Below are 20,720 nucleotides of genomic sequence, written 5' to 3' on the forward strand. Positions count from 1 at the left end.
CAGCAGTTAAACGGTTAGTTTTACTCACATTTAAAAATATACCGACTTACTGTCGATTTAGGGTTATGCTTTTATGCAACAATTTAAATCTCTACAACGCCTGCTGATTTTTTATACGCTGACATTATTAACGATGTTGTCAGTGTATTACGGCACCATGTTTTATGAGATGAGACAGCATAATAAGCAGCACAGTCTACAAAGTTTTTATGAATTACAATACGAGATAACTGAGCTTGACGACCCTAAAAACGCTGACATCAAAAAGATACTAGAAAAACCTTTTTTAAAGGACATAAGCTATCAGCTGATTTTTATGATGCCGTCGGGGCAAACTTATATTCATCGCCGCACTCGTCCAAATGAGCGTGAGTTTTCCGGTATCATCTTTCCACAGATTACTCATCCATTGCCATCTAATAGCAATCATCGTAGTACCTATGAGCTAAACAATCGTAGTCTGATCGGCACCATTGAGCTTGAGAGTGGTCATAAGGTTTATCCGATACTGCGTCATGAGCCACTTGATACTAATTGGATCTCGTATCGCTATTGGCTGCCTTTAATGACAGCACTCTTGCTTTTTATCATCGCTTTGCTTTATACGCTCAAACGACTTAACAACTGGGAACAGCTCCTGCTTTATACCGATGAGTTAAGTAGCCGTGCTAAAGAAGGATATGTCATACCACCGTTTATGGAAAAACAAACCACGGCGGAGTTTTTGCGTTTAGGTCATGCGCTGAGCCGCATCAGTTATCAGCTGCATAATAACCATCGCCGCATTACCACACTGCAACATCGTTTAGAGCGTTTGGTTGATCATGCCCCGCTGCCGATGCTGATGCTGATGAGACACGGACAGATAAACTTTTTTAATCAGCGTTTTGAGCAAGTGTTTGCCACCACCTTTCAAAGCGATAGCAATTATCAATTGACCGACTTTGTCTTCGCTAAAGACGAAACAACCCAAACACTGCTAAAAAAACTGGTCGACCTACGGGTCACGCGCACGCTACTGGTTTATGGCTTGCATAATAAAAAAGCCTATCAGTTACATATTACGCCGTGGTTTGGCGAGCATGGTCAAGTACATGGTTTTACCGTTCTACTAAATAATATTCATGAGTTGCTCGAACAAACCGCACAGTTGGAGCAGCAAAACCAACAGTTACAACGCCACCTTGATGAGTTTGCTACGCTCAAATCAACGATGGGTCATAATTTACGCCTGCCACTAGAAGCGATGATTGATACGCTAGAACCTATCGACCCTGACAACCTGACCGTGAAGCAGAATCAAGTGGTTACGACTTTGATTCAAACCAGTCACTCTATGCTTACCATGCTAAACGACATGTTGGATATAGGAGAAATAGAGGTTCGTAAAACCCGACTATCTGTTGAAGCGGTCGATATTTATAAATTTGGACAGCAAGTCAGCCAGTCACTGATAGAGAGAACAAGGCAGCAAGGACTTGAGCTACTGTATTTTTTCGCACCTGACAGTCCGCGCTGTATTGATACTGACCATAGGCGCCTACAGCAAATCTTGCGCAACTTATTAGATAATGCCATTAAATTTACCAACTCTGGCTATGTGTCGTTGACCATCGATGCGCTGAGCAACGCAGATGTATTAACCCTCAAAAACAGCAGCTTAGACGCAATTGATAAAGACGATGCATTTAATAAAAGCAGTGATACTAATAATAGTATAGATAAGTCAAACAGTACCCATCATCCATCGCACGACTGGGTTCGGTTTAGTATAAAAGATAGTGGAATAGGAATCGATATAGCAAAACAGCATCAGCTGCTCACTTATTTTAATGAAAACAACAGCCAGAATAGTAAACAAATCGTAAATCGCAATATTAACTACGTACAAAAAAACAGCTCTGTAAAAGGGCTAGGGCTAAATGACGTCAATAGCTTTGCTAAACTATTAGGCGGTTTTATTGAAATGAGAAGTACGTTTGCTAAAGGCAGCACTTTTAACCTTTATTTGCCTTGTAAGCGACCAAACTATCAGCCTATCTATCATGCTAATCAGCAATTAACGCATATGCATCTTATTGCCGTGATTAAACAGCCGCTACGAGCCAAACATCTGCGCGATTTGTGCGCATATTTATCTATTCCCGCTACTATTTCCACTTCTATAGATAGAATAGCTCTTCAGCAAATAAACGATAAATTGGTAGAAGATGAGCAGAAACTTGCGCCTATTTTACTCCTAGATTATGAATATTACGAAGAAATCATGCTCGCTTTATCGCCTCAAATAGCCGCTGACAATAAAAATATAAATCATAAGAAAGCAGAAGCCACAACCACAAAAAATGTCGCAGCCAATAAAGCACGCATTGATATTGAGAAACAGCAGGCTTTAAACAGTTTATTGGCTAATGCATCACTGCCAAAGGTCTTGGTCAGTATGAAAGCTGAGCGCCGTATCCCGTCTATGTTGTTGGAGCGCTGTGATGGGTTTTTAAACAAACCACTTGATGTGGCGTTATTGCTTTCTGAATTACTGCGATTAACTCTGCCTGTCAGACAAACCTTAGTGCAGCCAGAAAATAATAGGGAAAACAGTAGCCAGTTAGTCGCAGCAGCCGATGCGGCGACTCATGAAACTTTAGCGCCATTGATTTTAGTGGTAGAAGACAGCCCAACCAATCAAAAAATAGCTTGCAAGATATTAGAAAAAATCGGCTATCGGAGTGTGGTTGCAGAAGATGGCCAGCAGGCGTTAGATAAATTACAACAGCAGCGCCAAGAGATTGCACTTATTTTAATGGACTGCCGAATGCCAGTGATGGACGGTTTTCAAGCGACCCAAGCTATTCGCGCGCAAGGCGATGATATTCCTATCGTTGCGCTGACTGCAAATAACAGCGAAGAGGATCGCATCGCTTGCTTGCAAGTAGGAATGGATGAGTTTTTAGCCAAGCCTATTAATAAAAAGAAGCTACAAGACGTTTTGCAAACGCTGATTAAAACCTAATAAGCGTCTGCGAGACTTGTTAGCCATATTAAAGCAGCATTGGCACAGTTTGATTCGTACAACTTTAATTTTAAAGTCTACTATTTTCAAAGTTTAACCGTTATTTCAAAAACCCATTATCAGCTAAAAACGCCTCAGTAATAGTACTTTGTGGACTGCTATTAGTTGAGCTATCCATTTGCGATTTATTTAATAACCGCTCCAAATATCGTGCCACAATATCGACTTCCACATTGACTTTACTCCCAACTAACCAATGCTGCGCGATATTGGTCACTTGCGCGGTATGCGGAATGATATTGAGCGAGACAATATTATCACGCACTAAATTGGCGGTAAGACTGATACCATCGAGGGTAATAGAACCCTTGGTCGCTGTGTAATGCGCCAATTCTTGTGGTATCTCAATTTCGATATAAAGTGAACGCGCATCTTTTTGCAGCTTAGTGACCACGCCTACGCCATCGACATGACCGGCAACAATATGACCGCCAAATCGTGTGGTCGGTAGCATGGCTTTTTCTAGGTTCACCGTATAGCCGGGCTTCAAATCCGCTAGAGCAGTACGAGCGATAGTTTCACGTGAAACATCAACAGAGTAATGATTACTGCCAAACTCCACCACCGTCAAGCAAATGCCATTTGAAGCAATAGAATCTCCTAACTTCACATCGCTAAAATCTAAGCCATCAGATTCTATCGTTAGACGAATATCACCGCTCATTGACTGCATGGACTTTACTTTTCCGACGCTTTCTATAATTCCAGTAAACATATCAACCTCTTTTGATTTTTTATTGCCATTAAAGGCAGAATATATTGTTTGAGACTATGGTTTCATTTGCAACCATCAGTGATGACTGCTATTAGACTTTAAGTGAGTTATAACGTTAGTATAAACTTAGCCAAAATATGAAGAGTTAGTGGATAGATTGTGGATAACTAACGTTAATTTAAGAAACAGTACGATTAGAACCTTTATTTCTAAAGAGTTATCCACAGTAATTCGACATCTTAGTAGTTATTCCCTAGAGCAAAAAAATTATCGTAAGTTACTGATTCTTAATATATTAAATATTTAAATCATTGTTAGAGATTACTAATAAGTTTCATGTGAAACGAAGTTATACACAGTTTCATGTGAAACCTTAATCAAACCATTATATTTATCCACATCAGTTATCTCTAGCTCTCACCTTGTGGATAAAATCTCTTGAATTTAACCTTAAAAAACAACAGGGTTATGACATGAGCTATAAAGGTAAGAGGGTAAGTTTAAGGTCAGAACCAAGTTGCTCATGACATTGAATATCAAAACGTAGCTGCTGCGCTAAGGATAGTGGATTGATATCAACCATAGGACGCGCTTGCGGGCCTAATAAGCAAGGTGCTTGATAAACTATAAGTTCATCCACCAATTGCTGTTGCAAAAAGCTTCCTGCAACGCTTGCGCCAGCCTCTACTAAAACGTCATAACATTGATGTTCCTTTACTAAGTTTTTTAACAGATCAATTAAACTTTCTGTGCGCCAATATAATGTTTCTGGATGCTGGCATAGTTGATAGTTAGATTGCAAATCATATTCTAGTCGCCCTCGCCTATCCAGTATTACTACCTTAGGAGTGGGGATTTGCGCAGCATTTACGCCTAATTGGTTGGAACGGACATTTAATTGCGGGTTGTCAATGATCACGGTTTCACTACCTGTGATAATAGCGCTACTTTGCGCTCGTAGCTTCTGAACATCTTCGCGTGCCGCTGCGCCCGTAATCCATTTTGACTCTCCGGACGCCATTGCGGTACGACCGTCAAGACTGGTAGCGATTTTAAGTCTGACATAAGGCATTTGGGTGCGCATCGCCTTTAAAAAGCCTTTATTCAATGCTTCTGCCTGTGTGGTTAATATCCCAACGCTAACGGTTATCCCCGCTTGCTTTAACAATCCCACTCCGCGACCAGCCACTTGTGGATTAGGATCAAGACCTGCGATAACGACACGTTTCACACCAGCCTCAATAAGGCCTAATGCACAGGGCGGTGTACGCCCAGTATGACTGCAAGGCTCTAATGTCACATAAGCGGTAGCTCCCACTGCTCGCGTCCCAGCATCTTTTAGGGCAAACACTTCAGCATGCGGCTGACCGGCTTTAGGGTGGAATCCTTGACCGACAACTTCTTCTGCTTGAACAATAACACAGCCGACCGCTGGATTTGGTCGGGTCGTATACAAGCCGCGCTTCGCCTGCTCGATGGCAAGCATCATAAAATAGCGGTCATTGTCATCTTGAGAATGATTTGAGTTCGTCATAGATGTGTACTTAATAAAGAGTAGGAAACGTTTTATAGTCATTCAATAAGTTAAGCAATTTTAAATTACAAAGATTGCTCAGGATTAAATTAGATTTACTAGGATATCGATATTTACATCAGCCTATTTTTCATTTGGACGAATATTGGCAATCTCCTGATGAAACGCGTCGATATCTTGAAAGTCGCGATAAACACTAGCAAAGCGCACATAAGCGACATCATCGAGCGTTTTAAGCTCGCTCATGATAATTTCACCCAATACTTTACTACTCACCTCACGCTCGCCCATTTGCCGTACACGCTTCTCAATACGGCTAATCATGGCCTCCTGTTCATCAATGGTAATTGGGCGTTTTTGTAGCGGTAATAAAATCGAGCGGCGCAATTTATCATTATCATAAGGTTCGATTTTGCCACTTGATTTGATAATACGCGGCATCACCACTTCTACCACCTCAAAGGTCGTAAAACGTTCCTGACAGCTATTACATGAGCGACGACGACGTACTTGCGCCCCTTCAGCCGCCAGCCTTGAGTCGATAACCTTGGTATCTGACGCATTACAGTAAGGGCAATGCATACTCTTTTCCTTAGTTTAATAATGAAGGCGCGTATAGTTATTTATAAAATTGAACTTTCTAAAAACTGGCATCTCTTAGCAGGCAATCCAATATATAAACAACCTTTTGGTCATCACTTACCAATGCAGAAGCTACCAAAAATCTTCCCTAATAAATCATCGGCGCTGAATTCACCGGTAATTTCACCCAAACTTTGCTGTGCTTGGCGTAAGCTTTCAGCGACCAACTCTCCCGCTTTAAATACTATTAGCTGCTCATGCGCCTCTACTAGCGAATCAGCGGTACGTCTCAGCGCATCAATGTGTCGCGTACGGGCGATTAAGCTATTCTCTGGCGGATGAAAACCTACTTTAGCACATAAGATTTCCACTAAGTCATCAATCCCCGTGCCTGTTTCACATGAAACATTAACCTGCTCATAGCCACGATTTTTGATTTCTGCTTGTGAAAGAGCGGTTATTTCTTTACTGCTGTTATCGTTTAATAAATCGCTTTTATTGGCAATAATCAGTAAGCGCTTGGCTTCTGGCAACTCACCAAATAGCTGTTCAGCCAGCTGTAATGGCGTGCTGTCACTTGCAAGGTCACGAGTCACGTCATAAACCATCAGCAGCATATCAGCCTGCGTAATCGCCGTCCGCGCACGCTCAATACCGATACGCTCGACCGTGTCTTCAGTCTCGCGCAGACCTGCAGTATCGGTTAGATGCAGCGTCAAACCGTTGAGCACGACGGTTTCTTGCAGCGTATCACGCGTTGTCCCAGCGACATCGGTCACGATAGCACGTTCTTGCCCAGCCAAGCGATTTAATAAGCTTGATTTACCGGCGTTTGGTCTACCAGCAAGGACCACATGAATGCCATCACGCAATAATTGACCTTGTTTTGCCGTTGTTAGGACTTGTTCAATTTTTGCTTGTGTCTGCTCAAGCTTATCTTGAATAACGCCATCGGATAAGAAATCAACGTCTTCTTCATCGGGAAAATCAATCGCGGCTTCAACGTGCAAGCGCAGATGAATCAATTGCTCAAGTAACTGATTAATTTTTTGGGAAAACTCACCACTAAGCGAGCGAATTGCACTACTGGCAGCAGCGGCGCTGGTGGCATCAATCGCGTCAGCGATAGCTTCTGCTTGCACCAAATCCAATTTGTCATTCTCAAAAGCACGGTAAGAGAACTCTCCTGCGCCCGCTTGTTTTGCGCCCAATTCAAACACGCGTGCCAATAGCTGATTTTGTAAAATCATGCCGCCGTGACCTTGCAGCTCAATCACATCTTCGCCCGTGAACGAGTGCGGACCTTTAAAATACAGCACCAAACCTTCATCAATGGTTGTGCCATCGGCTTGATAAAAACGACAAAAGCTGGCCAAACGCGGCGTGAAAGCAGACTTCCCCGTGAGCTGACAAGCAATATCGTAGGCTCGTGCACCCGACAGTCGAATAACACCGACGCCACCACGCCCAAGCGGTGTAGCAATCGCTGCGATGGTCGGAAGGCCAGATACATTAGAATTTTTAGGTGACTCATCCAAATTACCGGCGGCTAGTACCATCTCTAAAGAATCCACAATCACTCTCAATAAGCAAAAACTCCATTATAGACGGCTTAGCAGGCACTGACAAAGCAAACTTCGACGAGTAGATTATTAAAACCCTAAAGTATGGTTATATATCTATTTTCCTCACTTATTAAGGTAAGACAAAGCCACTCTTTAGCACATAAAAAACCACCGCTGCAGCGATGGTTTTTTGTTAATTTAAGCGTTTCACTTTCAGCGTAACTTAGTCCAAAACTTTAACCGTACGACGTTTTTGTTCTTCTTCTACTTTGCGGTTGATAATGTACTGCTGGGTCATACTGAACAAGTTGTTTACGGTCCAGTATAGTACCAAACCTGCTGGGAAGAACAACATGAAGGCGGTGAAGATAATTGGTAAGAATTTCATCACTTTTGCTTGCATGGGATCAGCGGGCTGCGGGTTTAATTGCTGCTGGGTAAACATCGATGCACCCATCAGAAGCGGTAAAATAAACCATGGATCCATTGCGGATAAATCGCGAATCCATAATATCCAAGGCGCATGACGCAGCTCAACACTTTCAACCAATACCCAATATAACGCTAAGAAAATCGGCATTTGCATCAGAATAGGCAAGCAACCCGCCATCGGATTGACTTTCTCTTCTTTATAGATCGCCATCATTTCTTGCGACATTTTCATCCGATCGTCACCGTGCTCTTCTTTGAGCGCCGCAAGTCTTGGAGCAATAGCACGCATCTTCGCCATTGAGTAGTAGCTTTTATTCGATACCCACATCAAAGCGATTTTAACGAGAAGCGTCAACAAAATAATTGACCAACCCCAGTTGCCGATGACTTTATGAATACCATCCAAAATCGCAAATAATATCTTAGATATTGGCCATAACAGCCCATAGTCGACGGTTTGATTCAATCCTACCGCCACTTCTTTTAGCTCAGACTGAACCTTTGGACCAGCGTATAAAGTCGCATTTAACGTTATCTGTTTATTTGGCGCCACATTGACTGGTTGACTATTAAAACCGATAAAGTAGTCATTACCCGTTTCACGGCTAAAGAACTTACCAGTAAAGTTTTCCGGCGTCCAAGCAGAAACAAAGTAATGCTGTACAATGCCAACCCAACCTTTATCACTGGTTGTGGTCAACTCACCATCGTTAAATTTGCCAAACTTTAACTTATTGTAAGGATCTTCTGGTGTTCCCCAAGCACCGCCCAAGTAAGTCGCCATACTGAGCGCGCCTTTATCAGACATTCCAGGATCTTTACTGTCATCACGCTTTAACTGCGCAAACATTTGACCCTGCCAAGGATTGGCAGAAGCGTTTTGAATCTGATAGCTAACATCAATCGGATATTCGTCATGAGTAAAGGTAAAGGTCTTAGTAACTGTGACGCCATCTTTTTGATAGGTAAGCGGCACTGATAACGTTTGCTGACCTTTTTCCATCACATAATTGTTCGCAGTATGACTGTAGTTGGCGCGTCCTTCAGCAGTATCAATACCGTTTGGACCAATCAAACCAGACTGCGCCACATAAACGCGATTGCTGTTATTTTCTAACAAGACAAAAGGCTTATCGCTATCGAGCGTGGCATCATACTGCTTTAGCGCAGCATAAACGATATCACCACCTTCTGGATTGATTTTGATGTCATAGCGATCGGTAGTGACCGTGATTAGACCTGTGTTTTCAGCAGGTGTCGCTGTCACAGCGTCCGCCTCGACCGGTAGCGCTTGTGCTGGAATATCGCCTGCTGCGCCAGTCGTAGAAGGAATATCAACTCCTGACGATGTTGCAGTTTTTGGTACCGCGTCTACAGCTGGCGCATCGGCATAATCATCTCGCCATGCCAAAATCAGCAGATAAGCGGTGATTAGCATCGCAATGATGATCATCACCCGAAATATCTTTTGCATAAACCTTTCCTAGATTAAAAAATTAGGGAATGAAAAATCAGGCATGTGTTATGACCACACTTAATATTGACCCATATTATTAACGGTAATATCAGCAGTCAATCACATAAAATGTTCATCATTTTACTAAAAAACCACTCTAAATGATACAAGCGTGTGGATAACTTGTGGGTAACTCAATAGATATCCATAACTGCTCAGACGATAATAACGTTTATATCGATTTCATCAGATGATTTAAACGCGCCACATAGCTCTTGGTATCTTTATAGACAGTCAAACCTTGATGTCCGACATGAGCTTGTGCAACCGACGCTACATATTGATAGCGATAAGACGATAAAGGTAGCGGCACAAAATCAATACCATGACCACCTAATGGATGACAGCGACCCATACGTTTTAATAACAGCCAGCTGCCCGACCAAACCCCATGCCACACTAAAGCTTGTTTGCCATAGTTTGAGCAGGTTGGATAATAACGACAGCGAGCAGGTAATATAGGACTTATCATTCTTTGATAAAAAATAATAAATAGATAAATTATTTTATATAAATATTTATTTATATTCTTCATAGTTAAATTCATTTTATTTTTTCTATATCATTAGAAATTAATTCTATCTTATTTCTATTTTTTTAAATATGTTATTTATTTCTATTATTAAATCTTTATTACTTAAATCTTTGGTAGATTTTTTAACAATAAAAACAATATCTTTATTTTGTAAATAAATAGCCTTTACGCGAAACTGCTCACGTATATGACGTTTGATTAAATTTCGCGCGACAGCAGTCGGCACTTTGCGTTTGGTAATGGCCATACCGATTCTTGGCTGATCATGAGTATTAGTACGTACAAACGCCATTAGATGGCTTTGATGGAGCTTTCGCTCAGGCGCGTCAAATACCTCACGAAAGGACGAAGGTGTGAGCAGACGCTGTGCTTTGGTAAAGCGGGCGTTAGGGGACGCTGAAACGGTATTGGACATAGTACAACCTAGTATAAGAGCTAATGACATTAGCAGAGATAATAGCGTAGAAATAACAACAAAGTATAGAGACAAAAAAAGCGCCGATATGGGCGCTTTTAATATATGGCTAAGTGTCAGTTGTGATGATTGACGATCGCAATCTATAAAATAATAGAAACACAACAAGCACTATTAGCCATGCTTATCGCAATCTACTGATTAACTATACAGTAAGGCGATGACGTCCTTTAGCGCGGCGACGAGCTAAGACTTGGCGGCCTTTTTTAGTTGCCATACGTGCACGGAAACCGTGAGTACGTTTACGCTTGATCACGCTTGGTTGGAATGTACGTTTCATAACTCACCTATCAAAATAATGGACTAAATTCGTAATAGCGAAGGATTATACCACCGCATAGTATTTTGGTCAACGAACTAATTAAATCTGTTTCCATACAAATGTGTTTATAACAAAGGAAGTATTTTTAATTTAACTATGATGAGTTGGTTTCGATTAAGAGCGCTTGGTTAAGTAAATTCAAATTGATAAACCAGCATTATCTGTATAGAAAACCTATTTTAATAATCAATTTTTAAAACTTATCCACAGTTTACAGCGAACTCTATAATAACTAACTATTAATATATATAAGTATTGTTGTTATTGGGAGCCATATTATCTGTGGTTAACTTTGTTTTTTTATTTATTATCAAAAAGATAGACTATGGGTAAGGCTGTGGATAACCTGTGGGTGAAATAGGGATAACTCGTACAATGAACTTATCCACAAAACTATCCACAAACTTATCCACAAAAAACAAGGTGTTATCCACAGGTGGTTTGTGTTAGATTAGCCCCCTACTTGATGTATGGTTTTAAGTGATGTGATTATAGGACACCCTCTTAAGAAAGGAGTTGTTCTATAGTTTATAATTAATAGATTCTCACAATAAAAATGGCGTCCTTTTGACCAATTATTTTGGACTATGGAGTTAGTACTTTTCATGATTGATACAGCAACTATTTGGGACAAGTGCCTAAACGACTTACGTTATCACGTCAAAGACAACGTCTTTACGATGTGGTTAAGACCGTTATCTGCTCATCAAGAAGCCAATAGCTTAATTATTCTCGCTCCTAACGATTACTTTGTAAGCTATATCAAAAAGAATCATTTACAGGACATCCAGCAGTTAGTTGCGAAACATAGCCAAGGTGGTATCGAAGACGTTATTGTTCGTGTTGATAATGCTGGTCGTGATACGGTTGATAGTAGTCAGTCGCAGTCAGGTAGTTTATTTGAAGAAGATTTGCCCTCCCCTACCCCTGCAGATCACAACTTTCAAACCACACATAGTAATATTGTTAGAGCGGATATTGATACCAATATGCGTCATGCAGAACTAATCGAGTCTGCCGATGCCAAATCATTAAGCTATCTAAACCCTGATTTTACCTTTGAGACCTTCGTCACTGGTAAGTCCAACAACTTGGCTTACAAGGCCTGTTACGAGCTTGGAAAACGCCAATCAAAAAATCGGCACAATCCTTTATTTATATACGGACCTTCTGGTTTAGGAAAAACGCATTTAATGCATTCGGTAGCGCATCGCTATTTAAAAAATAATCTAAGTTTTTATTATTTCACTTCCGAAAAATTTATTAATCAATTAGTTTATTCATTAAGAAATAATAAAATAGAAGATTTTAAAAAGAAAATAAAAAAAGTAGATTTATTAATTGTAGATGATATTCATGTATTAGCTGGTAAAACAAAAAGTAGTAATGAGTTTTTAACCTTATTTGCCGACTTTACCAGCGGTGATAAGCAACTGATTTTGGCATCAGATCGTCATCCATCACAAATGACGGAGTTTGACGAGCGTTTCAGGTCGCGCTTTTCTTGGGGTTTGACGGTTGCAGTAGATCCACCTGAGATTGACACTCGAGTACAAATTTTACAAAGAAAAGCGGCATCGTACGGCATGAGCCTGCCTAAAGAATGTGCCCTATTCATTGCCCAAAACGTGGTTTCTAATGTTAGGCGATTAGAAGGTGCTCTCAATCAGGTGTTTGCCAATGCCAACTTGACGGGCGCGCCCATTACACTTGAGATGGTGCAATACGCCTTAAAAGATATCGTTGCGATGCGCGTGCAAGCGGTAAATATGGATAATATTCGTAAAGTGGTCGCCGAATACTACGATGTAAGCGTAAAAGATATCATGGGCCGTAAACGTACGCGCAGCATCGCCAGACCACGGCAAATAGCGATGGCGTTATCACGCGAACTAACAAGTGACAGCTTTCCTGAAATTGGTCAGTCATTTGGTGGACGCGACCATACGACAGTGATGCATGCTTGTGATAAGGTCAATGAGCTACGTGCCGCTGATCCCGCGTTTGATAAAGACTACAAGACGCTCGCTTTGATGTTGCAAGCGGGTTAAAAGCTTGCGGTATCACAATGTTGTCACGAGTCGATATGGTTTATAATATTTTAATGATTAGTGGACAGAAGCTGTATGGATTATCATCAGTAGACAAGGTATTATTAAGCCATTATTTTAAAACCCTATGAATTAAAAACGTATAAAAATTCTTTTAATAAGAGCAACTAATAAACAAGAGTAACTAAGCATGCAATTATCGATTAATCGAGAGTCGTTACTAAAAGCCATTAACTTGATTGCCAAGGCCGCCGATAAGCGCCACAACATGGTTATCTTGGGCAATATTAAGCTGCAATTGTCTGAGGCGGCGCTTATTTTAACTGCCTCTGATTTAGAAGTAGAGCTGACATCGACGTTAAAATTGCCTGCTGGTGCTTGTATCGAAGCAGGTACAACGACGTTACCTGCCACAAAGCTCAGAGATATCTGTAAATCATTGCCCACGCAAGCGCAAGTTAATCTTACCACTCAAGAAAATGAGCGCTGCCTGCTGACCAGTGGTAAAAGTCGTTTTACTTTAGGTACATTACCAAGCGAAGACTATCCAAGTCTTGGTAATCCTGAAAATATCACACCTTTGACCATCAGTCGTAGCCGTTTGACCGATTTGATTCATAAAACTCAGTTTGCAATGGCTATCCAAGATGTGCGCTATTATTTGACCGGTATGCTATTTGATGTGTCACAGCAGCAACTGACTACGGTTGCGACTGACGGCCATAGATTGGCGTTAGCGCGTAGTGTTATTGATGTCAGTAGCGACTTAAATATGCAAGCGATTTTGCCGCGTAAAGCGGTGATTGAGCTTGAGCGCTTGGCTTCTGAGCTGGGCAAAATGCTTGGTGATAAAGACAATGCAGTTACCCTAAGCTTTGGTCGTGAATTCTTACAAGTAAGCTTACCCTTTGGTGATGTGGATAGTACAGGGCAGGTGAGTGATGATTTAATGGTGACCTTTACCGCGCGTCTTATCGATGGTAAATTCCCTGATTATCGTCGCGTCATGCCAAGCAATACCGATAAATTGGCACTATTTAATCAAGAAAAAATGACTGATGTGCTGCGCCGTGTAGCGATTTTAAGTAATGAGAAATCTCGCGGTGTGGTGTTTAATTTTGCCAGTGATGGTATGGTAGAAGTTCGTGCTAATAATGCTGAGCAAGACGAGGCAGTCGAGATGATTCAAGCAAAGTATCAAGGCGAGCCGATGGAGTTGTCATTTAATGCGGCGTATCTGCAAGATGTCTTGGGCGTGATCCAAGGTGATTTGCAAATGCATATGAGCCAATCCAATGCTTCGGTACTGGTCAATCAGCTCAATGATGACTTCCATCAATATGTCATTATGCCCATGCGTATATAATTTGGTGACCTTATGAAAAATAACAAACTTTTGCTTGTTGAATAATGAGCGTAATATAGGCGGCTGTCACCATTATGATTGAACGTCTACAGATCTCACACCTGCGTAATCTGACCCAGATCAGTTTAAATACTGCTGCTTGCAACGTTATTATCGGTGCAAATGGCAGTGGCAAAACCTCGTTACTTGAGGCGATATTCTTACTTTCAAGAGGTAAAAGCTTCCGCCATCATCAGCCTAGACGCTATATACAGCACCATCAAAATGCGGCAACGGTACACGCTAAGCTCAATGATGGCAGTACCTTAGCTATTCAAAAGCAAGTAGATGCGACAACGGTTCTACGGCTGAATCAAGCCACGGTTTACAATCAAAGTATCTTAACCGAACAGCTTCCTACATTACTGATAGATCCGTCGTCGATGGATATGTTAGAGCAGGGCAGCGCCAATCGACGTCAGCTATTAGATTGGCTAGTGTTTCACATGAAACAAGGTTTTCATCCGCAATGGGTCGCTTATCAACGCTTATTAAAACAGCGTAATAGTCTACTAAAAAGTAGTCGCCATCTCACGCATATACAGCTTGCTGAGCTAAAATCATGGGACAAAGGACTTGCTAGTCATGCCGCTCTTATTCATCATTATCGTGAGCGTGTCTTTACCGAATGGCAACCTTATTTTGCTAAAAGTATCGCGCAGTTATTGCCTGATTATGCTGAGCAATTAAGCTTGAGCTACAATGCAGGCTATGACACCACTGTTCCTCTAGATGTCCAGCTTAGTGAGCGCTTAGATCAGGATTTGCAACTGGGTTATACTCGTATCGGTAACCACCGCGCCGATATTCATGTCCACTGGCGCTCTAATGATTTACCACAACCTACTAACAACGAAGCGGATAGCAGTGCTATCGTCGATTCGAAAAGCGTATCGAAAATAGACACTGCTGCCAAACTACCAACGATAAAAGAGCAGGCCGCTAATGTTCTCTCTCGTGGCGAAAAGAAGCTGTTAATTACCGCTTTACGTTTATCACAGTTGCCACTATTGCTTGATGATGAAGTCTCGTTTACCGAAGAAAAGGAAAGTAAAACGCTTAGCCAAGATGTGAAATCGAGAGTTACGCCAGTAGTGCTCTTAGATGATATCACTGCAGAGCTAGACGATAGGGCAATAAACATTCTATTATCGACGTTAGCGCCGCTACCATGTCAGGTATTTATGACCAGCTTAACCGACGAGATTTTGCCTTTGGTGAGTCAGTATTGGTCAGAAGCTAATATGTTTCATGTGAAACAGGGTAAAATTGACTTTTTATAAAATGAAAATTTAAAAACCGTCATGTTTATTAGAAAAGTATCCCTCATTTTTCATGGTTATTTTGAGCTCTTTTTTTAGTTTATCTTATTCATAATACTTCCAACCTTACTTTGTTTCGGCTAACTTTTTGCCAAACAAAATGCTCTCCTAAAATACTTACCTAATACTGATAAAACTGTCAGTAAACAGTGACTTAGCAGCAGAAAAATGCTAAAATGGAGCTTTATTTTTGTCCTGTTCTCAGCAAGTTATCTTACAAATTTTCATCAGCATTGCTTGAGGGTTTATTAATAAATTTTAGCTCCTAAGTGTTTGATAGATATGTGCTTATTTCTAATTTGTTTTAATGATGTGTGAAAAAAGCATGAGCGTATATTAAAAATAGTGATCGGAAAACAGATTATGTTTATGGTTGCTTCTTTAACACTGTTTATATTCTTTTAAGCGGCATCTGATAAAGTTTTTGCTAACCCTATAATTAAATATTTTGACCATAAAACGTTAAATCTAAGATAACGTCGTCGAGCATTGCCATTGTGGTGAGCAGATGACAAATAGCTGATAATGGCTAGATTAAGGAATGCACATGAGTGATTCATTACCTACCGACCACGAACAATTGATGACCGACAGCGCACTAGAGACTATTACACCTGCTGCCGTCCCTGAAGGAATGCCCTCTGATTATAGCTCCAAAGATATTCGTGTATTGCGCGGACTAGAAGCGGTTCGCGTACGTCCTGGTATGTATATCGGTGATACCGATGATGGTACCGGCTTGCATCATATGGTCTTTGAGGTAGTGGATAACTCCATCGATGAGGCGTTGGCCGGTCATTGTGACCAAATTGATATTATTATCCATGAAGACGAGTCGGTCAGCGTCATGGATAACGGCCGCGGTGTTCCTGTGGACATCCATCCAGAAGAAGGCGTATCGGCGGCGCAGGTTATCATGACGGTACTGCATGCTGGCGGTAAGTTTGACGATAACAGCTATAAAGTATCGGGCGGTCTTCATGGCGTTGGGGTTTCGGTTGTAAACGCTCTATCTAAAAAGCTTGAGATGAATATCTGGCGTGAAGGCTATCATTACCATCAAACTTATACCGACGGTGTTCCTGATGCGGATATTCAGCAAATGGAAGCGACCGATAAAACGGGAACGCAAATCCGTTTTTACCCAAGTAATGATGTCTTTACCGGAACTATCTTTGAGTACGATATTTTAGCCAAACGCTTACGTGAGTTGTCTTTCTTAAACTCGGGTGTGCGTATTGTCTTAACCGATGAGCGCATTGATAAGCGTCACGAGTTTGAGCATAAAGGCGGTTTGTCAGAGTTTGTCAGCTATATCAATGCTGGTAAAGATGGCATCAATGACGTCTTTCATTTCACCAGCGAGCAAGACGACGGCATCAGTGTCGAAGTGGCGCTGCAGTGGACAGACACCTATAACGAAAAAGTACTCTGCTTTACCAATAATATCCCGCAGCGCGATGGCGGCACGCATTTATCAGGTTTCCGTTCAGCATTGACGCGCGGCCTTAACAGCTATATGGATCGTGAGAATTTATTCAAAAAAGAGAAAGTCGTTGCTACTGGCGATGATGCTCGTGAAGGTTTGACCGCGATTGTTTCTGTTAAAGTGCCCGATCCAAAATTCTCAAGTCAAACCAAAGACAAGCTGGTTTCAAGTGAAGTGAAATCTGCGGTTGAATCGGCAATGCATGATAAGTTTAACGACTATTTGCTGGAAAATCCAAGTGCCGGTAAAGCAATTGCCAGTAAGATTATCGATGCGGCGCGTGCCCGTGATGCGGCGCGTAAAGCCCGTGAAATGACGCGTCGTAAAACCACGTTAGATATCGCTGGCCTGCCGGGAAAATTGGCGGATTGCCAAGAAAAAGATCCGGCATTATCAGAGCTTTATATTGTCGAAGGTGACTCTGCAGGTGGGTCAGCAAAACAAGGCCGAAGCCGTAAAACCCAAGCAATTTTACCGTTAAAAGGTAAAATTCTAAACGTTGAGCGAGCTCGTTTTGACAAAATGCTGTCATCTGCTGAAGTGGGCAACCTAATTACTGCCCTTGGCTGCGGCATTGGTCCAGATGAATATAATCCCGATAAAGTGCGCTATCATAAAATCATCATTATGACCGATGCGGACGTGGATGGGTCACACATTAGAACGCTGCTATTGACGTTCTTTTTCCGCCAAACGCCAGAATTGATTGAGCGCGGTTATATTTATATCGCCCAGCCGCCGCTTTATAAAGTGAAAAAAGGTCGTCAAGAGCTGTATTTAAAAGATGACGAAGCTTTAAAAGCGTATTTATTATCCTCAACGATTGATAATACTAAGCTACATATCAGTGCCGATGCACCGGCTATTACCGGTCAAGCGCTTGAGACGTTACTGAATGATTATAACCAAACCCAACTGATTAAAGCACGCTTACAGATTCGTTATCCTGCCGTATTATTGGATGCATTGACGCATACGCCGAAGCTTAGCACCGATATGACTTATGATAAGTCAGCAATGGAAGCATGGCGAGTGTCGTTACAAGAGCAGCTTGAGCATTTCGGTAGTGATTTAAGTCCTGAGATTGAATTGGTTAATATCCATGCACCGCAACCAAAGAATATGGATGCTGCTGCTGCAGATTTATTGGGCATGACGTCGGCTCAAGAGTCTGAAGAGGACCAAGCGTCTTCTAATGACAGTGATACCCTATCTACCAAAGCCCAATGGTTGCCACGTATTACCGTTTATGTGCATCAATTGGCGCATCATTATCTGCTGGATGCTAGCTTTATCAATTCAGGCGAATACAGCAAGCTGCTGCGCTTATCGGCTGAATGGAATACGCTACTTGCAGAGGATGCCTTTATCCGCCGCGAAGCTACGGCAGGAACGACCAAAGATATTCCGGTTCGTGATTTTGATTATCTCTGGCAGCAAATGATGCTTGATGCGCGTCGTGGTTTGGCAATTCAGCGCTATAAAGGGCTGGGTGAGATGAACGCCGACCAGCTTTGGGATACGACCATGGATCCTGAAAACCGCCGGATGTTACGCGTATCGATTGAAGACGCTATCGCTGCTGACCATATGTTTACCTGTTTAATGGGTGATCATGTTGAGCCGCGCCGTATTTTCATTGAAGAAAACGCATTGACCGTTTCTAATTTAGATATCTAAATTGGCTATGGAAATTTCTTAATAACTGTTAATCCATAAAAACCATCGCTTTGACAACAAGGCGGTGGTTTTTTAGTATTAAACTTGTTCCACGTGAAACTAATAGTAATAAACGAAAATAAGCGAAAAATAAAATGCTTGAAGTTGTGTTACTGGCTATCGCTCTAGCAATGGATGCATTTGCCGTTGCGATAGGGTTGGGTGCTAAATCTCAGAACCAGGATCGTCATTATGTGCGTCGATTAGCGGTTTATGCAGGTTTGTATTTTGGTATTGCTCAGGGTGTAATGCCGCTGATTGGTTATCTATTAGGTGCAGCTTTATTAGGTCGGTTAGCCGCTGCTGCCCCTTGGATTGGTGGGGTTATCCTTATTGGACTTGGTGGAAAAATGCTCTATGAGGTGTTTTTCGCACACGATGAGGATGTGGTAGACAATGAGTTTATTATAAATAATAACGTTCAAAAATATATCAATCATCGCGCTATGTTTACCCTTGCGATTGCCACCAGTATCGATGCAATGGCGGCTGGCTTTACTTTAAACCTATTGGCGCTAAACGCGTGGTTGGCTTGTTTGATCATCGCGCTAGTTACTGCTATGTTTAGCGCTTTTGGAATCTATTTGGGTAAAAAATCAGGGAATCGTCTTGAGGATAAAGCAGAGGCTTTAGGTGGCTTGGTGCTTATTTTAATTGGTTTAAAGGTGATGTTCTTTGGCTAAAAAATATCTTATATAGTCCATAAAGAGTAATAACGATACGTCATAGACAGCTGGTATAAGTTTTTCGCAGTCTCTGTCTGCGTAGGTACAGCAAGCAAGTAAAATTTATACTAGCCATACCTTAATTTTTTTAAAATACTTTTACTATGTTGCTTATCTTGTAATAAAAAAACCGCTTTGAATATTAAAGCGGTTTTTTTTTGTTTCACGTGAAACTTTTAGGAAATTTTTTAATAATAGTTATACTTCATCAATATTAAACCGCCATGCTAAGACCCGCGTGCTTTTTTGACCTTGGCTCATCTCAATAATACGCATTTGCGCCACATCAAGTTGTTTTAATAACAGTTGTAACGGTTTCACGTTTTCTGATTTTGACACTAAACTGGTAAACCAGCCGACATGCTCGGCATAGTTTTTACTTTCTTTCATCATATTGGTTAAAAAGGCAATCTCGCCGCCCTCAGACCACAGCTCTTTATGCTGACCACCAAAGTTTAGGTTTTGCGTGGCATTTCCAGTCTTGGTTGAGTGGCGACTTATTTGCTCGCTCTCATTTTTACCACGATGTCGTTGCAGGTTATGCTGCTTGCGACTATTGGCTTCCATTGCTTCATCTAACGATGCATGGAAGGGTGGGTTACAAACCACCACATCGAAATAATCTTGGCGACCGATGATATTTTTAAAAATAAACTTAGACTCAGGTTGTAATTTTACTTTAACTGCACCTTTTAGTTTTGGATTGGCGTCACAAATCAGAGCAGCAGTATTAACCGAAATAGGATCGATATCGCTCGCGGTAAAACGCCAACCGTAACTTTGGCTACCGACAATTGGATAAATGGCACTGGCACCAGTACCAATATCGAGAGCGTGAATCTCTTTTCCCGTTGGCGGTGTTTGATCGTCATTAATGTGTGTGGTTTGCGCCAATAAATCGGCGATATAATGGATATAATCGGCGCGTCCGGGAATCGGCGGGCATAAATAGCCTTCTGGAATGTCCCAAAACTTAACACCATAATAATGAGCAAGTAGCGCTTGATTGAGCACCCGAACCGCTTGATGGTCCGAGAAATTAATCGTCGGCTCACCTTTAGGGTTAGTAATGGTATGTTTGGCAAGCTCAGGCAAGGCACGCGTTAATAACGCAAAGTCATAACGACCTTGGTGCGGATTGCGCGGATGTAGCTTGCCAAGTTTTTTGGCAGTTTCGGGTGAGCGGTTGCGATGAGTATTAGCATTTGCTCTACGGGCGTTTAAATTACTAGCGATTGGCTTACTGGTCATAGTATGAGGCTT

The 20,720-nt window shown here is 41.6% G+C and carries 15 protein-coding genes; 6 read left to right on the forward strand and 9 right to left on the reverse strand.

Annotated features, from left to right (window positions below):
- Positions 1–73: 73 nt before the first annotated feature.
- A complete protein-coding gene (locus B4K26_RS00395; protein WP_296242916.1) occupies positions 74–3,010 on the forward strand; it encodes a response regulator in 2,937 nt (978 codons plus the stop codon).
- Between the two features lie 100 nt (positions 3,011–3,110).
- On the opposite strand, the gene B4K26_RS00400 is transcribed toward B4K26_RS00395, so the two are convergent.
- From B4K26_RS00400 to rpmH, 8 genes are all read right to left on the reverse strand, one after another.
- The gene (locus tag B4K26_RS00400; protein ID WP_296242917.1) at positions 3,111–3,785 is read right to left on the reverse strand and encodes a riboflavin synthase; all 675 of its coding nucleotides are present in this window, start codon (positions 3,783–3,785) and stop codon (positions 3,111–3,113) included.
- Between the two features lie 478 nt (positions 3,786–4,263).
- Positions 4,264–5,319 carry a bifunctional diaminohydroxyphosphoribosylaminopyrimidine deaminase/5-amino-6-(5-phosphoribosylamino)uracil reductase RibD gene (ribD, locus tag B4K26_RS00405; protein WP_296242918.1) on the reverse strand — a complete coding sequence of 352 codons (1,056 nt, stop codon included), beginning with the start codon at positions 5,317–5,319 and terminating at the stop codon, positions 4,264–4,266.
- Between the two features lie 123 nt (positions 5,320–5,442).
- The gene (nrdR, locus tag B4K26_RS00410) at positions 5,443–5,901 is read right to left on the reverse strand and encodes a transcriptional regulator NrdR (RefSeq protein ID WP_149490272.1); all 459 of its coding nucleotides are present in this window, start codon (positions 5,899–5,901) and stop codon (positions 5,443–5,445) included.
- A gap of 113 nt (positions 5,902–6,014) precedes the next feature.
- The gene (mnmE, locus tag B4K26_RS00415) at positions 6,015–7,460 is read right to left on the reverse strand and encodes a tRNA uridine-5-carboxymethylaminomethyl(34) synthesis GTPase MnmE (protein ID WP_296243112.1); all 1,446 of its coding nucleotides are present in this window, start codon (positions 7,458–7,460) and stop codon (positions 6,015–6,017) included.
- 229 nt (positions 7,461–7,689) lie between these two features.
- Positions 7,690–9,372, reverse strand: a complete 1,683-nt coding sequence (gene yidC / locus B4K26_RS00420) for a membrane protein insertase YidC (RefSeq protein WP_296242919.1) — start codon at positions 9,370–9,372, stop codon at positions 7,690–7,692.
- 214 nt (positions 9,373–9,586) lie between these two features.
- Complete coding sequence (gene yidD / locus B4K26_RS00425; RefSeq protein ID WP_296242920.1) at positions 9,587–9,961, reverse strand: membrane protein insertion efficiency factor YidD; 375 nt, start codon at positions 9,959–9,961, stop codon at positions 9,587–9,589.
- Positions 9,962–9,992: 31 nt separating this feature from the next.
- Positions 9,993–10,364 carry a ribonuclease P protein component gene (rnpA, locus tag B4K26_RS00430; RefSeq protein ID WP_296242921.1) on the reverse strand — a complete coding sequence of 124 codons (372 nt, stop codon included), beginning with the start codon at positions 10,362–10,364 and terminating at the stop codon, positions 9,993–9,995.
- Between the two features lie 205 nt (positions 10,365–10,569).
- On the reverse strand, positions 10,570–10,704 hold the full coding sequence (gene rpmH / locus B4K26_RS00435) for a 50S ribosomal protein L34 (RefSeq protein WP_007394757.1): 135 nt from the start codon (positions 10,702–10,704) through the stop codon (positions 10,570–10,572).
- A 647-nt stretch (positions 10,705–11,351) separates the two neighbouring features.
- Here rpmH and dnaA point away from each other — a divergent pair.
- The 5 genes from dnaA to B4K26_RS00460 all read left to right on the forward strand — a co-directional run bounded on the left by dnaA (position 11,352) and on the right by B4K26_RS00460 (position 19,415).
- A complete protein-coding gene (gene dnaA / locus B4K26_RS00440) occupies positions 11,352–12,797 on the forward strand; it encodes a chromosomal replication initiator protein DnaA (protein WP_296242922.1) in 1,446 nt (481 codons plus the stop codon).
- Positions 12,798–12,987: 190 nt separating this feature from the next.
- Positions 12,988–14,163 (forward strand): DNA polymerase III subunit beta, encoded by a 1,176-nt coding sequence (dnaN, locus tag B4K26_RS00445; RefSeq protein WP_296193446.1) that lies wholly within the window; start codon positions 12,988–12,990, stop codon positions 14,161–14,163.
- A gap of 74 nt (positions 14,164–14,237) precedes the next feature.
- Positions 14,238–15,485, forward strand: coding sequence for a DNA replication/repair protein RecF (recF, locus tag B4K26_RS00450; RefSeq protein WP_296242923.1), 1,248 nt, complete (start codon positions 14,238–14,240; stop codon positions 15,483–15,485).
- Positions 15,486–16,158: 673 nt separating this feature from the next.
- Positions 16,159–18,693 carry a DNA topoisomerase (ATP-hydrolyzing) subunit B gene (gyrB, locus tag B4K26_RS00455; RefSeq protein ID WP_296243113.1) on the forward strand — a complete coding sequence of 845 codons (2,535 nt, stop codon included), beginning with the start codon at positions 16,159–16,161 and terminating at the stop codon, positions 18,691–18,693.
- Positions 18,694–18,827: 134 nt separating this feature from the next.
- Complete coding sequence (locus tag B4K26_RS00460; protein WP_296242924.1) at positions 18,828–19,415, forward strand: manganese efflux pump MntP family protein; 588 nt, start codon at positions 18,828–18,830, stop codon at positions 19,413–19,415.
- Positions 19,416–19,655: 240 nt separating this feature from the next.
- On the opposite strand, the gene rlmF is transcribed toward B4K26_RS00460, so the two are convergent.
- Positions 19,656–20,708 carry a 23S rRNA (adenine(1618)-N(6))-methyltransferase RlmF gene (rlmF, locus tag B4K26_RS00465; RefSeq protein WP_296242925.1) on the reverse strand — a complete coding sequence of 351 codons (1,053 nt, stop codon included), beginning with the start codon at positions 20,706–20,708 and terminating at the stop codon, positions 19,656–19,658.
- Between the last annotated feature and the right edge of the window lie 12 nt (positions 20,709–20,720).

Origin of the sequence: Psychrobacter sp. UBA6766 (assembly GCF_002453355.1) — a bacterium.
In the GTDB taxonomy this organism is placed as follows: domain Bacteria; phylum Pseudomonadota; class Gammaproteobacteria; order Pseudomonadales; family Moraxellaceae; genus Psychrobacter.